We start from the raw sequence: 17,137 nt of genomic DNA, 5'->3' as shown, positions 1-17,137 counted from the left end.
TGTTGTAAATCTCAAGAGGATTGTTTTCTTTGAGAATGAATTTCACGTTGCAAAAAAGGGAGTACTTTCTGGCTGTACTCAGGTTCTTGAATGTTCCAAAAGATAATATTTACGCCAAGATAGTTCTTAGAAAAATTATATAATTCAGCGACGGTAAACTTTTTGCCTGTTTTGGGGTTGGTATAAGTATAATCAGGTGACTGAATTGCAATGCTCACAACAGAAAGCGCCTTATGGTAACGATGAAAAAATGGGTAGCTATTTTTCATTTGCGCTTTTCGATACGGAACGGTGTCAGGGTTTCCAAGGCCAATATGATGTTTGATTGCATAACTAAATAGTCTCGACATATAGTGCTCACTATTATTCCACTCACATGGGATAAAATTCACATATTGGACAGCGTAACTATTGGGAAAGGCTTTTTTCAAGGCGCTCATATTGCTTAAGATAGAGTTAAAATAAGCTTGGCAAAAAGCGTTTGTTTGATGGTCTGTATCAATGGCAGTTTCAGGTAGATTAATGCCAGAGATTTTGCCATCAAAATGTTTTCCAAGCTCTGCAATGAGTTTTTGGAAACGCGCTTGTACTCTTGGCTGCCACTGCTTTGTTACCCAGCCTGTTGTTTGTGGCTTGTTTTCACCGGGGTTATCAGTTTGCTTGGCAATGCCGTTGTGATATTCATCTGTTTGTAAATACTTTGGAACGGGGATGTTTTCGGGAGAAAAAGAGCGATCTTGCAGTTGAATAAAAAGCTTTTTATGAATGTTGTCTAAACATTGTAAGTCTTTTGAAATGCCTTCAAAGTTGTAGGTGTCTTTTTGGGGTTCTAGACGCTTCCAGTTATAAATAACTTGCGCACCGGTAATTTCTGGATGGTTTAAAATTTGTAAATGCTTGCATGGGCTGTCACCGCCAAGAAAAAGATAGATCTGTGGACTATTGTTTGATGCCACGGCATTTTGTATGCATATAATGCTAAGGCATAGTAAGACAAGTCTTTTCATTGTTCTCTCCCCCGAAAGTATACTAAGTGTAACATGCAATAGTAATCGCTAGAGAAAATGGTATCAAAATTTCAAATGGAACCCAAATAAATAAAAGTATAATTGTGCTTATTTGGAAAATGATTCGCCGATAGCAAAGAAATACTTTATGCTTGATAGTGTAGTGATGTGTATCGCAAAAGGGTTTGTATGCAGCAATATGATGTGATTATCGTTGGTGGTGGAATCGCTGGATTGTCAGCGGCAAGGAATTTAAGTTTAAATGGGTTTGATGTATTGGTGCTTGAGGCAAAAGATCGATTAGGAGGGCGCATCCATAGTATTCACTTTGCTGGAGCAACGGTTGATTTAGGTGCCTCTTGGATTCATGGGATTGAGGAAAACCCAATTACCCGTTTGGCCATGAAGCATGATGTTGAAACAAAACGCTCCCAGATGTGTGGTTCTTCCCCCAATAATATTATTAAGCGAGATATTTTTGATAAAGACTTCAAGCGACTGAATCGAGAACAGAAGCTTGAAATTGCTAACTTGATGGCGGATTTTTTAGACTTTTTAAGCAGTACAACTAAAAAAACAAATATGCATCTGTGTTCTATTGAGTCATTAAAAAATGACTTTATTGAGAAAAGAGTGCTCAAAAGCAATAGTATCAAGCAACTTGAGTATATTGTCGATACGCTTATTTTATATGAATACGCAACCGAGGCAGATGATCTTTCTGCTGAGAGTTATCACGCAGATCATGACTTTGCTGGTCATGACAGGCTTTTTCCTAAGGGGTATGCACAAATTGTTTATTTGCTAGCAGAAGGCGTTAAGATTGAGTTAAATCAAAAAGTCCAGCAGATTGATTACAGTGGGGATATGGTTCAAGTGATGACTAAAGATAGGCAGTACACTAGTAATTATGTGCTTGTTACCGCGCCGTTAGGAGTCTTAAAACGAGGAGATATCAGCTTTGATCCTTACCTTCCTGTGGAGAAAAGAGAAGCACTGCAAGTGTTAAAAATGGGCGTTTTGGATAAGATTTATTTGGCTTTTGATCATGTATTTTGGGATGAAAATGCACAAAGTATTGCCTGTTTATCTAATGACCATCAAATTGCAAGGGAGATGATAAATCTATATCCACTAACTCAAAAACCTATTTTGGTAGCATTTACCGCAGGAGAGATGGCAAAAGAATATGAAGCGTTAACAGATGAGGCGCTGATTGAGAAGATTATTGAGCCGCTTAAAAATATGTATGGCAAGGTGCCTAAACCAGTTGATGTATACATTACTAGGTGGTCAAAAGATAACACAAGCTATGGCTCGTACTCGTATTTGCCTGTTGGTGTAAATGTGGAGCAAAGAGAGGTGCTTGCAGATGCAATTGATAATAAGGTATTTTTTGCAGGCGAGGCGACTTCTCGCTATTTTCCCTCAACAGTACATGGTGCCTTTTTAAGTGGCGTTCGTGCATCTTATGATATTTTACAGACGGATTTACTTACAGAAGATATAAGAAAGCGCACAGCATCATTGGAGAATATTTACCTATAATTTGTTGTAAATAGTCAAATTGTCGCTATATTTTAAATTAAATCTCGTACATACCTTATGGCGTATCTCTTACATATGTACTTGCATAAATAAGATAATATTTCTGAGTGATAAGTTTTCATAATATTAAGTTATGGAATGTGCGTCTAGGATATATAGTAGCTTTGTTTTGTAGATAAATTACTATAAAGGAATGTTCTAGAGTATTTGTTGACTCGAGGATAAATGTAGAGGTATGTGCAATGGCCAATCAATATCAAGATAGTTTGCCCAATAAAATACAGGCTGTGTACCACCGTTCGGCACAAAGTGTGTTATCAGATTTTTCAGCGCAAAATTTAAGTTATCAAAATGTGTCTGAAATTATTGGCTGCAAAGTTGTAACAGTAAAAAAATGGTGCCGCTTATATCATATTCGCCTGCAAAGCGATGCGCCACCACCAGCGGTTAAACTCTATTTGGATCGTTATAGGAAACATCTTAAAGCAGCACGCATTGATCGATATAATATACTGTATCATAAATGGCCCACTGAGAAGTTTGTATAGCAGTCAGAATACTTCATAACAAGCCATATCAAGTTCAATCACCCCTTTATGCTTTATTGCAGATAGCCAGATCAGCAAACTCTCGCTATAATGTGGCAACTTTAAAAATGATATATAGACCAGATGGACACAATACAATATCTGATTGATTTTGTACTTCACTTAAATGTACATATGAATACATTGGTCAATACCTTTGGTTTGTGGACATATGCCTTTTTATTTCTGATTATCTTTTGTGAAACAGGTTTGGTTGTCATGCCTTTTTTGCCGGGAGATTCCCTTCTTTTTGCAGTCGGTATTGTCACAGCAACCACAAATTTAAATGTTCATTTAATGATCTTTGTGTTGGCTTTTGCGGCGATATTAGGGGATAACTGTAACTATTGGATTGGGCATTTATTTGGCGAGAAGCTCTTTAAACCTGATGCGAAAATCCTCAAGACTTCGCACCTTGAAAAAACGCACCAATTCTTTGAAAAATATGGTGCTAAAGCGATTATTATTGCACGTTTTGTGCCGATTGTGCGCACCTTTACCCCGTTTGCAGCGGGCATGGGAGAAATGCCTTACAGGCGATTTATGATCCTAAGTGTGATTGCTGCATTTGTATGGGTTGGCTCTTTAGTCTATATCGGCTACTTCTTTAGTAATATTCCATTTATGCGTGAGCATTTTAGCTATCTTGTCTTGGCAGTTATTATTGTTTCTATCACGCCTGCGATTATTGAGCTCATTAAGCGTCGCCGTAGATTGAAAAAAGAGGCAAAAATAACGCCGAAATGATTCAGGCTATTCAATAACATTAAATCAGGCTAAAATAGCCTCATTATTCTTGACCGATTGACAGTGAATGTCTGAAAAACACCATACAATATCAACCGCTGCAAAGTGGTTGATTACCATTACCGTCATGCTTTCGGCTATGATTGAAATTATTGATACAACGATTGTCAATGTGGCCTTAAAAGATATGGCGGGCTCCTTGGGGGCAAGTACAGATGAAATCTCTTGGGTTGTTACTTCTTATATTGTCTCAGCAGCAATTTGTATGCCACTTACGGGCTTTTTTGTGCGTATTTTTGGACGCAAGCGCCTTTTATTAATTAACATCGTCGGCTTTTTAATCTTTTCGATGTTATGTGGATTGTCTACATCTTTAGACCAAATGGTCTTTTTTCGTATTATGCAAGGGATTTTTGGAGCCTCTTTAGTGCCTCTGTCTCAATATGTGCTGCGAGATACATTTCCACCAAAAGAGCAAGTCAAGGCAATGGCAGTATGGGGTATTGGCATTATGGCTGCGCCTGTATTAGGGCCAACACTGGGTGGCTATATCACAGACTGGATGAATTGGCGCTGGATTTTTTATATCAACATTCCAGTGTGTTTATTAGCGATATTAATGACACTGTTATTTATCACGGAGACCAAACGTGAAAAAGTGAAGATAGATTGGATAGGTCTAGCGCTATTGGTCATTACGATATCAACGCTACAAATTTTCCTTGATCGAGGCAACACAGATGGTTGGTTGAGCTCGCACTTTATCTTGGGTCTCTTATTAACGTGGATCATTGCTGGCATTATTTTTATTGTACGCGGTTGGATAACACCTAGAAATATTTTGAACCTTCATTTATTTCAAGATAGAAATTATGCGGCCTCCTGTATTTTATTGGTGCTATATACTGCGGGCATTTTTGGTATGATGACGGTACAGCCACTTATTATGCAAGGCTATATGAACTACTCTGCTTCCCTCTCTGGTGAATTAATGGCACCAAGAGGTATTGCAGCTGCTATTGCGATGGTGTTTGTCACACCTTTGGCAAAGAAGATAGACTTAAGGCTTATTATTTTATTGGGGATTCTGATTACAGCATATGGTAATTACCTGTATGCAGGCGTGCCTTTAATGTCAGATCCTTGGAATTTAACTTATCCTGGTATTGTTCAAGGGATTGGTATGGGGTTTTTCTTTGTTCCTGTTTCAACGATGGCCTTACAGACATTGGCACCAGCGGCATTAGCTGAAGGCAGTGGGATGTTTAGTTTCTTTAGAAATTTAGGCACCTCTGTGGGCACTTCTGTGATGGTGACTGTACTGACACAGCAAGCACAGGTCGCATGGCATAGTATGATACAAAAGATAAATACAATGAACCCTGATTATCATATGTGGCTTCAGCATATGAGCTGGAGTGCAGAGGATCCACATACTTTAGCTGAGGTTGTAAAATTGATTTTGCCGCAGGCGAATATCATTGCATTTGATGATGTGTCTTATTTGTCTTATCTTCTTTTGCTGGTTGCAATTCCTTTTATTTTTATGCTGAAAAAGCCAAAAAATACCGCTGTTAGTATGGAGCACTAGATATTTGCAAATTTGATGCCCTTACTTTAGAATAGGTCAACTTCAACAGAGTGATTTTTTTCATGGTACCGGCAAAGCTAGTTTTAAAAACAGGAGAAGTATTTGAAGGGAAGTCCCCTTCTTGGGTTAAGGGAATTAATTTTGGTGAAATCGTATTTAATACGGGGATGGTTGGTTATACAGAAGTGCTGACAGATCCTTCATATAAAGGACAGATTGTCTGCTTCACCTACCCAATGATTGGTAATTATGGTGTGGAAAGCCAAAATCACTGGGAGTCAGATCGCATTCATGCTGCGGGTATTATTGTTTCAGAGCTTGCGCCATTTTACGCTAGAGCACAAGGTGAAAGCTCGCTTAAAGATTGGTGTCAGAAATACAATACGCCAATTATTGCTGATATCGATACGCGTGCCTTAACAAAAGTGCTGCGCCATCACGGTGTTGTTGCTGGCGCCATTGTAATTGGTAAAGATATGCCAAAGAGCTACCCTGATATCAGTGAACTTGATTTAATCCCTGAGGTAAGTGTTGATAAGCCTTTGGAGGTTGGAAAGGGTAAGAAAAAACTCATTGCAGTTGACTGTGGCATGAAGGCCAATATTTGGCGCTATCTTTGTGCATATGATGATATTAGTATTAAACGTGTTCCACATGATTATGATTATACTGCTGAGGAATATGACGGTGTTTTTATTTCAAATGGCCCAGGCGATCCGTTACGCTGCAATAAAACAGCGGATATTCTCCAGAAATCAATGCAACAACATCCTGAAAAGCCAGTCTTTGGTATTTGCTTAGGGGCGCAGATTATGGGAATGTCGATAGGGGCTAAAACTTATAAGTTAAAGTTTGGCCATCGTGCGCAGAATCATCCTTGTTTATTAGAAGGAACGGACAGAAGTTATTTGACCTCGCAGAATCATGGCTTTGCTGTTGATGAGCAAAGTATTCCAACAGATTGGGAGGTGTGGTTTAGAAACCTTAATGATAATACAGTGCAAGGTTTGAAACATAAGACAAAGCCTTACTCCTCTGTACAATTCCACCCAGAGGCAGGTCCCGGTCCTGTCGATACCGTATGGCTTTTTGATCGATTTGTCGAGCAACTATAAAGTTATAAATAATCCTCACATTATTTAAATAAAGTGTATATAATAACCTCCGTTTTGGCAGGCATGATGCATATTTAGTATAGCTAAATCGCCAAGCGAATAGGGACAGCAAATGAAAAGGAAGTCTTATCTTAGTTTGAGTTAAGTCAAAATAAGGTTAAGGAAGACGACATCAAGTATAAATCATTAGGCTGCACTGTAATACTGTATTTAAATATAAGGATAGAATGGGTATGGATTTTTTTAAAACAGGATGGGTGTATCACTGGGATGCTGGTGCAATAGAAATAGGGCAAGCGGATAATATTGGAAGTATAAGAAGTGGGGAAATTGTGCCTTCTAATCCGGAGTCTTCAGCCGTTATCACCCCTGCAACAAATCATCACTACCCAGTGCTGATGGATAATGGGTGCTGTAAGAAGCTTTTGCAGATACTCTATTTGATTGCTACTCGTGCTGCCTCTAAAGATGAGAAAGTCTTTAAGTGGCTGGATTACATTCCTGGAGAAACAGCTAAATATAACAATCTCCATGGCGGTGATTGGGTTCTTTCTGGGCCTATGTCTGGTTGCCAAATTGTACGTTTTAAAGCTGCAGGTTACGATAATTGGTCATGCGCACATATTGGGACTGCAGCTACAAACCCCATTGATAATCGCATGGTGAAAGATAAGTTTTGTGCATTTCTTACAAGTGGAGAAGTGGCTTCACAGGAAGTTCAGGGGTTTAATCCCGGTGTCGCCGTAGATCCTAGTGATCTTATCCAATTTTCAACCAAGTGGGGACTGTCTGGAAGTAGCAAACCGGATATATATCTATGTATGAGTAAAGAGAAGTGTTATGCAGTAAGTTTATTTAGGCTTCCATTACAGGGGGCAACTTCTTTATTTTGGCTTTGTGGACCAATTTATGAATGTGCAGCGTTGAGTAGAGGGGAGCTAATACAGGCGCTTCGTAAACCTAAAGAGGATGAGAAGGTATATGAAAGAAGGCATGGAGCTGGCTCGCTTGAACAAGAGATTAGACGGCGAATGCGTGAGCGTGAGCGGGAAGCTATGATGCTAAGTGCTGGAGCAGCTTAGTCTCAAACTAATTGAAAACAGCTTAGTGCCGAACTGAGCAAAAATATTTATGCTCTTTAATGTTAAATTCAGGTTATAATGAGATATATACGTATCATAATTGATATTAAATCTATATTACAACCATCACCAGACATTAAAGATATAGCATATGGATCAAATTAATCTGTCATTTGAAAATAATGAAAAACAGACCATTAGTGAGTTTACACGTAAAGCCTATTTAAACTACTCGATGTATGTGATTTTAGATCGGGCATTGCCGCATATCGGTGATGGCTTAAAACCAGTGCAAAGACGCATTATTTATGCCATGAGTGAGATTGGGCTCTCAGCACTTAGTAAGCATAAAAAATCAGCGCGGACGGTGGGTGATGTGCTTGGTAAGTATCACCCGCATGGTGATAGTGCTTGTTATGAGGCGATGGTGCTGATGGCGCAGAACTTCTCTTATCGCTATCCATTGATTGATGGGCAGGGTAACTGGGGTTCTCAGGATGACCCGAAATCTTTTGCAGCAATGCGTTATACTGAGTCAAGATTATCAAAATATGCAGAAGTACTTTTAAGCGAGTTAAAGCTCGGGACTGTTGAATGGGGGCTTAATTTTGATGGAACTTTAAAAGAGCCGAAATTATTGCCAGCTGAAGTGCCAAATGTGCTGTTAAATGGCAGTATGGGAATTGCCGTTGGGATGTCAACCGACATTCCACCTCATAATTTGCATGAGGTGATAGACGGGTGCTTATATCTATTAGCTACTAAGGAGCATAATCTTGATGAGTTAATGCAATATATCCCGGGGCCTGACTATCCCGGAGGCGCTGAGATTATTACCTCTGTTGAAGAGAGAAAAAAAATATATGAAACAGGTACAGGTTCTATCAAATTAAGGGCGGTGTATCATAAAGAAGAAGGAAATTTAGTCGTTAGTGCTTTGCCACACCATGTGTCAAGTGCTAAGGTGATTGAGCAAATTGCCTCCCAGATGCAAGCGAAAAAACTGCCATGGCTTATGGATGTGCGTGATGAATCTGATCATAATGAACCGGTCCGAATTGTTCTTGTTCCACGTTCAAACCGTGTTGATACTGAGCTTTTAATGAGTCATTTGTTCGCTACAACTGAGCTTGAAAAAAACTATCGTGTCAATTTAAATATCATTGGATTAAATGGCAAACCACAAGTGAAATCGCTAATTGAAGTGTTAACTGAGTGGCTTCAGTTTCGGATTCAAACTGTAACCAATCGTCTTGAGTTTCGCCTTGATAAAATTCTTGAGCGGTTACATATTTTAGATGGATTTTTAATTGCCTATTTGAATATTGATGAGGTGATTCATATTATTCGCTATGAAGATGAACCGAAAGAGGCATTAAAGGAACGATTCTCTTTAACAGATACTCAAGCAGAAGCTGTGCTTAACTTGCGATTAAGAAATTTAGCCAAGCTAGAAGAGATAGAAATCAAAAAAGAGAAAAGTGCGCTTGAAAAAGAGCGTGATGAGATTATGTCCTATCTAGACTCCCCAACAAAGCTGAAAAATTTGATTAAAAGAGAGCTTAAAAGTGTGGCAGAAAAACACGGCGATGACAGACGCTCTGAGCTCGTTATAAGGCCTGAGGCCAAAGCATTAAAAGAAAGTGACTTACAGCCTGTAGAAAGTGTCACTGTGATTATGTCAAAGCAAGGCTGGGTGCGTGTTGCAAAAGGGCATGATATTGATCCAAAAGGTTTAAGCTATAAAGCAGGAGATAGCTACTTTAACTCAAGCCAAGGTAAGAGCAATCAGCTCTGTTTATTCTTTTCATCTAAGGGAAAGGCTTATTCATTATTAAGTAGTGAGCTGCCATCAGCAAGAAGTCAAGGAGAGCCTATCACAGGGCATTTGAAGTTAGATGCTGATGAGAGTATTGTGGCTTTGTCTTTTACCTCTGAGGAAGATAGCTTTATCTTTGCATCAAGTGCCGCAAATGTGTTTATCGCACAATCAAAGGACATTATCAGCAAAAATCGCTCGGGTAAGCAGGTTATCAATTTAGCGGAAGATAAGATGTTGGCGCCGTTTAATCTTGGCGTATTGAATGAAAATATAAAAATAGTTGGCATTTCAAATCAAGGAAGAATGCTCAGTGTAGATATTGATGAGCTGCCGGTATTATCCAAAGGAAAGGGCAATCGCTTTATCAACATGCCAAGTCATATTGCCACAGGAGAGATATTTAAATTTATTGCAGGTGTTCATCAGAGCGATGCGCTGATTATCTATGCAGGCAAAAGGCATATGAAGCTAAGCTATAGTGATATTGAGGACTATCATGGCAAACGAGCTTCACGTGGAAAAATGTTGCCACGTGGCTATCAGAACGTTGACAGCCTAGAAATTTCTTAAGCAGTTTTCATTTTCTTTTTTTTCAGATTCAGTATGATGTTTAGATCATAACACTTATAGATAACGATTATGACGGACACTGTTTCGCTAAATGAAACAAAACACCCCAAGGCACTTTATTATTCAATTGCGATTAATATTTGGGAGTATTTCAGTTACTACGGCATGCGCGCACTTTTGGTGCTTTATTTAACGCAAAAGCTTCTTTTTAGTGATACACAGGCTTATGCACTATATGGGGCATACACTGCACTTGTCTATGTAACACCAATTATTGGTGGCGCAATTGCTGATAGATATTTAGGTTATTACTGGGCAACTTTATTGGGCGCAGCAACAATGGTGGCAGGACATATCGTGCTTGGTTTAGATGGCCATGGTCTTTACATTGGACTTGCGCTGATTATTTGTGGATATGGTCTTTTTAAGACCAATATTTCATGTCTTTTAGGTGCAGCCTACAGTAGAACACACCCCAAAAGAGATAGTGGATTTGCCTTGATGTATGTCGGGGGAAATATCGGTGCATTTCTAGCGCCTATTTTTGTGGCATGGGCCGCGCAAGTTTGGGGTTGGCACTATGGTTTTTTGCTTGCAGCGATTGGTATGGCGATTGGCCTTGTAATCTTTTTATTGGGGACCCCACATTTTGAGCGCGGTAACCAACCAGAGTGGCAAGCACTTAAAAAAGATGGCTTTTTCTCATTTCGCGTTTTTCCGTTTGTTATCGCAGGCATATTACTTTGCACGTTGTTTTTCACGCTGGCGTTATATTATTTATTTGCAGGCTGGATTTTATTGGTCTGTGTTTTGGTGAGTCTGTACTTTTTGTTTTTTTTATTTTTACGCTTAAATAAAGAGGATAAGCGTGCGCTTTTAGCCATTTGCTTTTTTATGATTTTTGGCCTTATTTTTTGGGCATTTGATCAACAAGGTGGCAGTTCAATTAGTTTATTTATTGAGAGAAATACACTAAGAGAATTTGCAGGCTTTAACATTCCTGCCGCTTCATTTCAGTCTATTAATCCATTTGCTATTTTAATCGGTGGGGTGATTATGTCACAGCTTTGGTATCTACTGATCAAAGCAGGTGTTCGCTTAAGTGCACTGGTGAAAATTACAATTGGAATTTTCATTTTAATGCTTGGCTTTTTCCTTATTATGATGGGCGCTAAAGTTGCCGCAGAAAGTGGTGGGCATGTGTCAATGATGTGGGTTGTTGGCGGTCTTTTGCTTATTGGATTTGCCGAGTTATTTGTTGACCCTGTCGCTTTAGCTGAAATCACACGGTTAAATCCAGGTGGCTCGGTTGGCTTTTTGGCAGGAACCTATATGCTACTCACTGGAGCGATTGCAAATTACGCTGCAGCAGAGATTGCAACTTTAACAAGTGTAAAGGCGATTAATGGTGCTCAGAATTTCTTGGTTGACAGTGCAAAAGGCTATTATAAAGTCTTTGGCGGCATTACCACCTTTGCATTTGCTACTTTTATCGTACTAATTTTGATTCTTTTTGCCAGCTTTCTTTATAAACGATTTTCTCGATAAGCTATAAATGCTTTAAAAGTAAACAGATTCGCTCAAAAAATATCTTTATATATACTTATATTTAAACAGACGGATTATTTTCTCTAAGGAATTATTGAAAATATACAGCGGCTAACTGTGCTAGGGTATATATTATGGTTAAGTGGATCGTTAGGTGGTGCAAAAAAAGTTGCACATTGGGTATTGTTTTTCTTCTTATAAATTGTGTGGTTGCACAAAGTCAATCTGAGAATATAAATCTATATATAAAATATAAGGCTGTTCCTTATAGTCATTCATTAACTGGCGCTGCTTTCTCCCACTCTCCCAAAAAGGTTACAAAGCTTGCCTCAAATATTGAGGTGATTCAATTAGAGCTTAAAAATATCTCACCAAATAGTCATTTTACAGCGCATTATGGTGCATCAAAAGAAGCATTTGATACTGCAAGAACAATGAAGCAGCAATATCAAAACATTGCATTTGTTATTCCAAAAGAAGCTAAAGTTACAAGCTTTACAACAGGAGAGAATGTTTTATTTTATGATGATCATTGGCATATTCATAATAGTAGTAGCTCAGGTGTAAACGCCGTCAATGCATGGTCATTTTTGACAACGAATGAAAATACGGTAAATATTGGTGTTTTGGACTCTGGTCTTGCGTTGTACTCACCAACAGATATTTTATCAAAAAGCATTACTGATAGTTATTATTTCTATGTTGATGGGGATGGTGATGTAACAGTATCCTCTAATATATATGATAATGGCCCTTTTTATCATGGGACGCATGTTGCAGGCATTGCTGCGGCAAATGGCCCTAATGTGACAGGCGTGGCAGGAGGAGTTGATAACATTAATATACTGCCAGTAAAGGTATTAAATGATGGAGGAAGTGGGCATTTAACCTCGATACATAATGGCATTCTATGGGCGGCAGGGATCTTTGATTCCACTTTGCAATCAATATCTGGATTAACACAAAACGCTAACCCGGCCAAAGTGATTAATCTAAGTTTAGGGGCTTCTCGTTTTGATAGTTTTGGTAATGAAGTGGCCAGTGAATCCTATTGGAAAACTGTTTTGCTTCCAGCATATTGTGATGTTTTCTCTGATGCAATTAATCAGGTGACAGCACTTAATGTTACAGTGGTTATTGCAGCTGGGAATGATGGCAATGAGCTTTGGAATGATGCCCCTGGTGGTTGTCAAAATATTGATGCAGTTGTGGTTGAGGCATCTAATCAAGCGGGAGCTTTAGCATCATACTCCACATATTATAATGCTGAGAGCTGGACGGTTACAAGTCTCGTTGTCAGAGCGCCAGGTGGAGATAATATTTCAACTGATATCACAGAGGCAATATTAAGCACGGGAAGTTGTACCAGTGAAAATGTGTGCTCATATACTTACAAACAAGGTACCTCAATGGCAGCGCCACATATCTCGGGAATAGTTGCAATGATTTATGCAAAACGCCCAACGGCAACGGTTGATTATGTGCAAAGTATTTTATCTCAAGCAAATTGGTCTGGTTCAACCATTATTAATGCACAAGAAGCATTAAGATTGGCAACGCTGACAGCAGTGCCAGAGGAAAGCTCAGAAGAGAATACGACGCCACAAACAGAAGAGACAAACACCGCTAGTGGTGATAGTAGTGGCGGTGGCGGCGGAGGTGCTGGAGCAGGCGCTGCTGTTGCTGCTGGCGCAGGCGCGCTTGCGGCAGCTGTTGCCGCGGTATTAATCTGGTAGTTTAGGCAACTACGCTGATATCAACAGAAGGTCTTAAGGTTGAGCAAGTGGCTAGCGCTTGGTGTACAGGGTGTGTTTTGAATTTCTCAAAAGGTGCATTAGCAAGTGTCTTTTGATGAATATAAGGCACAGTTTGCTGCATGAGATTATAGTCAAAGCGCGGCGCCCATTTGCGTGAGCCTAAGCGTGCTGTAGTTGAGCAATTATCAACCATGTGGGAGACGCCCTTGAAATGCATATAAGGGTTAAGAGAGTCAACCGCTTCAATAATGGATTCATTGACAATTTCAGAATAAGCATGTCCTTTTTCAGCAAGAACATCAACCTGAGCCATAATGCATGCAATATATACGCCAGCTGTAGTCGGATCAATAATCTCTTGATGCTGATCACGTTCAGCACGAACTTTCTTGCCTACTTCCCAAAGTGGCGTGCCGTCAATTTTACCCATAGGTAAGCGATCATGACGGGCGCCAGCCATTACCACAGAGCGTATTTCATTTCCGCTTTCAACTTCTTCATAAATTTCCATCAAGATATCAAAAAGTGGTAGATAAGCGGCATTATAAGCATTTTCAAAGGTTTCTTTATCTTTGGCATCAAAGTTGTCATATACTTTATTCATGCCTTCAGTGGAAATGGTTTTAGAGATAGGCCCTGTAATAGACTCAGCAGTTCTTCTAAAAGCTTCTTCCTTATCCATACCATTATCAGTGTAATGACGATATAAAACTTCGATAATACCATGTACGCCGCCTAGTAGTACGCCGCGCTCACCAAAGATGTCAGAGCGATACTCCATCTCCATGGTAGTTGGAAATACAAATGGTGCACCACATGCAATTGCCCATGCTAGGGCATAATCTGTCGCTTTACCATTAACATCTTGATAGACGCCAATGCTGCTATTAATTCCAGCGCCATTTTGTGTTTTTCCTTGTTCATATAATCGTCTAACAGAAGGTCCCATGCCTTTTGGACACATAGCAATGATGTTGATATCATCACGAATGCTATAGTGGGTATTTTGTAGATAACCAATTAAAAAGCCATGTGAAAGACCAAGAGTTGCCCCTGGCTTTAGCGCATTAAAAATCTGTGGGTAGAGTTTTGCAACAGCAGCATCAGAAATAAGGATAATAGCGAGATCAGATTCAGCAATCACATCGAACATTTCTCCAAGTGTGCCATCTTGCTCACTGAATCCTGCCTTTTCAGCCTCATGAAATGAGCTGGAGTTCTTTCTTAGGCCAACGCTGACAGTAATGTCTGTTCCCTCTAAAGACTCTTTTAGGTTTTGTGCTTGTGCAGGGCCTTGTGAGCCCCAACCAATGACACCGACTTTCTTAACACCAGAGAATGCTTCAGGCAGCTTGTCAAAAAGGTTTCTGCCACCGGCAACAATTGTTTCAAGATTACCGGCTAAATTGTATTCTTTCACTTCGAAGATATTACTTTTGATTTGCATGTGCATTCCTCTTTAATATGTTATTTGTAATGTGCATCGATTTTTTAGAGCTGTAGAACAGTTTTAACGTAAATATGCCTTGAAATGAAGTGAAATATGCGCAATGATGTATTGCATAAAGTGCAACACTGGAGGCAGTATGAGCCACAAAAAGGCGCTTAAAATTTTTAAGACATTAGTAGAAACACTGAATTATCGAGAGACTGGTGAACGCTGTCATATTAGCACATCAGGGGTGACAAGAACCATTCAGAATCTAGAACATGAATTGGGCATTCAGCTATTTGAACGCGATAATAGAAAAGTCACCCTAACACAAAAAGCTCAGCTGGTTTACAAGCATGCTCTTAAAATATTGGATGAGTATGAACGCCTAGCAGAGGCATTGTCATTAGTAGAAGATACGCCAAAGGGGGTTATTCGCCTGTTTTGTACGGTGACAGCATCTTATATTATGGTTCCCAAAATCACCAAAGCGTTGAGACTAACCCACCCTGATATTCAGCTTCATATTGAAACAGGGCAAATTCGTAATATTTATGACACATTAAATTTGCCTGAGGTGGATGCGGTTATTTCTATTTTGAATGAATCAATTGAAAAATCATTCGCGAGCGCAACTTTGCTTCAAACTAATATGGTTTTAGTCTGTCCAAATAACATGAAAGTAAAACAAGCTGATGATGCATTTAAGCACTATAAATTTATTATGCCTGTGCAATATATTCAGGATAAGCTGGTTGAAAGCTGGATAAAAACTTGTGACTATAATGTTAGCATGTATGGTGAGGTTGAAGGGAATGAAGCTGTTTTATCATTAGTCAACTCAGGCGTAGGGATCTCAGTTTTACCAAAAGCTGTGGTTGAATTTAGTCCACTTAAAGCGTCGGTAAAAACCTTTGAAATAACCGATATGCCAACAATACGTGTTGGTATTATTATGAAAAAAAGCGCATTAGAGTCAAAGACAAAGCGTGCTTTTTTGCAATTGTGCAGCCAATTGGTGGTATAAATTAGCACCCGAACTCTGATAATAATGAAGTAGGTTTTATAACACTTGGCGTGCTTGGGAATAAGCTTAGCTTTGTCTCAGCTTGAACATTATTAATGTCACTCGTATAACTACAGTAAGAGTCACTTCGTTTGGCAGTTTGTGGCATAATAAAACTTGCTGTTTCTAATGTATTATCATGATCTAGTAAAATGACTTTCCAATAAGCGCTTGGGACTTCGTGATTATACTGAGCATTAGGTAGGGCAGGCATAGGAGACTGATACAGTGTTCCTGTGATGACATAAAGACTACCATGCTTTCTTGCCAAATCGCGGACTTTTGATTCTAGTTGGTTCCACGGCCCTTGATTAAGCTCAGATTTCTGCGGGGTGATGTTGGATAGATAGTTGGTTTCACTCCAATATTCTGTGTTGCTGAAAGCTGCAAGAGGAGCCTGATGCCCGCGGTCATATCCCTCTGTAGCATGTGCATCTTTATAGTCATCTGGTTCAAGTGTATAACCACTTGGAAGTAAAGGGTCTTTTTTCCAATAGCGGCTTCTTGATGGGCCATCAAGGTTTTGAGATTCAACTTTGTAGGCAACCCAATCAGCAAAAAGTGTATTGATATTAGCGCTTAAAATAAATATATGATGATCAGCGATAAGGTTACTCGATGGCGCGCCATTTGGACAGCTATCCTCAAAGCATAGGGTGCTTTGTGTGCTGGCAAAAGATTGGTTAAAGGCAAATAGCGAACCAATAAGGGTGATACTAAAATATAGTATTTTATTCATGATATAGATCCTTCTCTTTCTCTCATTTTTTTCTCAGGCACACTATAGACGATATTCGTGATTAATAGATAGAGGGTTATAGCAGATATGTTATGATTATTTGAAAAATGGAAATTGGGAGTGTTTTGGTGCGGTATAATATTGGTAATGGTCTATTAAAAGGCACAATGATAATAATATTAACCTTGGTCTTTTCAGGGTGTGCATTTCTCTCGCCAGTGGCACTTAAAAAAGAGGCAAATACAGTTGAAATATCAAAGAATAAGCCTGCTAAATCTTGTCAGTATGTTGCACCTATTGAAGCAACAGACAGCTGGCTTTTTGTTGATATGTTCACGGCAAATGATAATTTGGTTCAATCGGCATATAGTTTAATTCGAAATCGGGCAAAGTCACTTAATGCCAATTATGTACAAGTGCTACATTATGAGTATTTACAATCAAGTTTATTTGGAGTATTTGAATTTACCAGAATGCCGGCAATATCCGCTATAGCGTATCACTGTCCAGTTAAATAGTTTATTGA

At 39.2% G+C, this 17,137-nt stretch carries 14 protein-coding genes; 11 read left to right on the top strand and 3 right to left on the bottom strand.

Going from position 1 to position 17,137, the window contains the following annotated elements; all coding sequences use genetic code 11:
* Positions 1-11: 11 nt before the first annotated feature.
* Positions 12-1,007, bottom strand: a complete 996-nt coding sequence (locus A37Q_RS14495; protein ID WP_018298780.1) for a hypothetical protein — start codon at positions 1,005-1,007, stop codon at positions 12-14.
* 189 nt (positions 1,008-1,196) lie between these two features.
* On the opposite strand from A37Q_RS14495, the gene A37Q_RS14490 reads away from it, so the two are divergent.
* The 9 genes from A37Q_RS14490 (at position 1,197) to A37Q_RS0102900 (ending at position 13,353) form a co-directional block, all read left to right on the top strand.
* Positions 1,197-2,555 carry a flavin monoamine oxidase family protein gene (locus tag A37Q_RS14490; protein ID WP_018298779.1) on the top strand — a complete coding sequence of 453 codons (1,359 nt, stop codon included), beginning with the start codon at positions 1,197-1,199 and terminating at the stop codon, positions 2,553-2,555.
* Positions 2,556-2,797: 242 nt separating this feature from the next.
* Positions 2,798-3,103, top strand: a complete 306-nt coding sequence (locus A37Q_RS0102935) for a hypothetical protein (protein ID WP_018298778.1) — start codon at positions 2,798-2,800, stop codon at positions 3,101-3,103.
* Between the two features lie 123 nt (positions 3,104-3,226).
* Positions 3,227-3,889, top strand: coding sequence for a DedA family protein (locus A37Q_RS0102930; RefSeq protein ID WP_018298777.1), 663 nt, complete (start codon positions 3,227-3,229; stop codon positions 3,887-3,889).
* A 67-nt stretch (positions 3,890-3,956) separates the two neighbouring features.
* The gene (locus A37Q_RS0102925; RefSeq protein WP_018298776.1) at positions 3,957-5,480 is read left to right on the top strand and encodes a DHA2 family efflux MFS transporter permease subunit; all 1,524 of its coding nucleotides are present in this window, start codon (positions 3,957-3,959) and stop codon (positions 5,478-5,480) included.
* Between the two features lie 62 nt (positions 5,481-5,542).
* Entirely contained in the window at positions 5,543-6,595 is a 1,053-nt protein-coding gene (gene carA, locus A37Q_RS0102920; protein ID WP_018298775.1) for a glutamine-hydrolyzing carbamoyl-phosphate synthase small subunit, read from the top strand.
* Positions 6,596-6,828: 233 nt separating this feature from the next.
* Positions 6,829-7,677, top strand: coding sequence for a hypothetical protein (locus A37Q_RS0102915; RefSeq protein ID WP_018298774.1), 849 nt, complete (start codon positions 6,829-6,831; stop codon positions 7,675-7,677).
* A 151-nt stretch (positions 7,678-7,828) separates the two neighbouring features.
* A complete protein-coding gene (gene parC / locus A37Q_RS0102910) occupies positions 7,829-10,069 on the top strand; it encodes a DNA topoisomerase IV subunit A (protein WP_018298773.1) in 2,241 nt (746 codons plus the stop codon).
* A gap of 69 nt (positions 10,070-10,138) precedes the next feature.
* The gene (locus tag A37Q_RS0102905) at positions 10,139-11,617 is read left to right on the top strand and encodes a peptide MFS transporter (protein WP_018298772.1); all 1,479 of its coding nucleotides are present in this window, start codon (positions 10,139-10,141) and stop codon (positions 11,615-11,617) included.
* Positions 11,618-11,751: 134 nt separating this feature from the next.
* The gene (locus tag A37Q_RS0102900; protein ID WP_018298771.1) at positions 11,752-13,353 is read left to right on the top strand and encodes a S8 family serine peptidase; all 1,602 of its coding nucleotides are present in this window, start codon (positions 11,752-11,754) and stop codon (positions 13,351-13,353) included.
* 1 nt (position 13,354) lies between these two features.
* Here A37Q_RS0102900 and A37Q_RS0102895 read toward each other — a convergent pair whose 3' ends face one another.
* A complete protein-coding gene (locus A37Q_RS0102895; protein WP_018298770.1) occupies positions 13,355-14,821 on the bottom strand; it encodes a ketol-acid reductoisomerase in 1,467 nt (488 codons plus the stop codon).
* Between the two features lie 139 nt (positions 14,822-14,960).
* On the opposite strand from A37Q_RS0102895, the gene A37Q_RS15760 reads away from it, so the two are divergent.
* A complete protein-coding gene (locus A37Q_RS15760) occupies positions 14,961-15,833 on the top strand; it encodes a LysR substrate-binding domain-containing protein (protein ID WP_018298769.1) in 873 nt (290 codons plus the stop codon).
* A 1-nt stretch (position 15,834) separates the two neighbouring features.
* Here A37Q_RS15760 and A37Q_RS0102885 read toward each other — a convergent pair whose 3' ends face one another.
* Positions 15,835-16,611, bottom strand: a complete 777-nt coding sequence (locus tag A37Q_RS0102885) for a DNA/RNA non-specific endonuclease (RefSeq protein ID WP_018298768.1) — start codon at positions 16,609-16,611, stop codon at positions 15,835-15,837.
* 128 nt (positions 16,612-16,739) lie between these two features.
* Here A37Q_RS0102885 and A37Q_RS15755 point away from each other — a divergent pair, with 128 nt between their 5' ends.
* The gene (locus A37Q_RS15755; RefSeq protein ID WP_240402931.1) at positions 16,740-17,129 is read left to right on the top strand and encodes a DUF4156 domain-containing protein; all 390 of its coding nucleotides are present in this window, start codon (positions 16,740-16,742) and stop codon (positions 17,127-17,129) included.
* Positions 17,130-17,137 lie beyond the last annotated feature (8 nt).

The sequence above is a fragment of the Fangia hongkongensis FSC776 = DSM 21703 genome (assembly GCF_000379445.1).
Lineage (GTDB): Bacteria > Pseudomonadota > Gammaproteobacteria > Francisellales > Francisellaceae > Fangia > Fangia hongkongensis.
This window is presented reverse-complemented; position numbering and strand designations above follow the sequence as displayed.

Excerpts from the sequence above, each read along its gene's own strand:
- A37Q_RS14495 (WP_018298780.1), bottom strand. The coding sequence starts at position 1,007 with ATGAAAAGACTTGTCTTACTATGCCTTAGCATTATATGCATACAAAAT.
- A37Q_RS14490 (WP_018298779.1), top strand. The coding sequence starts at position 1,197 with ATGCAGCAATATGATGTGATTATCGTTGGTGGTGGAATCGCTGGATTG.
- A37Q_RS0102935 (WP_018298778.1), top strand. The coding sequence starts at position 2,798 with ATGGCCAATCAATATCAAGATAGTTTGCCCAATAAAATACAGGCTGTG.
- A37Q_RS0102930 (WP_018298777.1), top strand. The coding sequence starts at position 3,227 with ATGGACACAATACAATATCTGATTGATTTTGTACTTCACTTAAATGTA.
- A37Q_RS0102925 (WP_018298776.1), top strand. The coding sequence starts at position 3,957 with ATGTCTGAAAAACACCATACAATATCAACCGCTGCAAAGTGGTTGATT.
- carA (WP_018298775.1), top strand. The coding sequence starts at position 5,543 with ATGGTACCGGCAAAGCTAGTTTTAAAAACAGGAGAAGTATTTGAAGGG.
- A37Q_RS0102915 (WP_018298774.1), top strand. The coding sequence starts at position 6,829 with ATGGATTTTTTTAAAACAGGATGGGTGTATCACTGGGATGCTGGTGCA.
- parC (WP_018298773.1), top strand. The coding sequence starts at position 7,829 with ATGGATCAAATTAATCTGTCATTTGAAAATAATGAAAAACAGACCATT.
- A37Q_RS0102905 (WP_018298772.1), top strand. The coding sequence starts at position 10,139 with ATGACGGACACTGTTTCGCTAAATGAAACAAAACACCCCAAGGCACTT.
- A37Q_RS0102900 (WP_018298771.1), top strand. The coding sequence starts at position 11,752 with ATGGTTAAGTGGATCGTTAGGTGGTGCAAAAAAAGTTGCACATTGGGT.
- A37Q_RS0102895 (WP_018298770.1), bottom strand. The coding sequence starts at position 14,821 with ATGCAAATCAAAAGTAATATCTTCGAAGTGAAAGAATACAATTTAGCC.
- A37Q_RS15760 (WP_018298769.1), top strand. The coding sequence starts at position 14,961 with ATGAGCCACAAAAAGGCGCTTAAAATTTTTAAGACATTAGTAGAAACA.
- A37Q_RS0102885 (WP_018298768.1), bottom strand. The coding sequence starts at position 16,611 with ATGAATAAAATACTATATTTTAGTATCACCCTTATTGGTTCGCTATTT.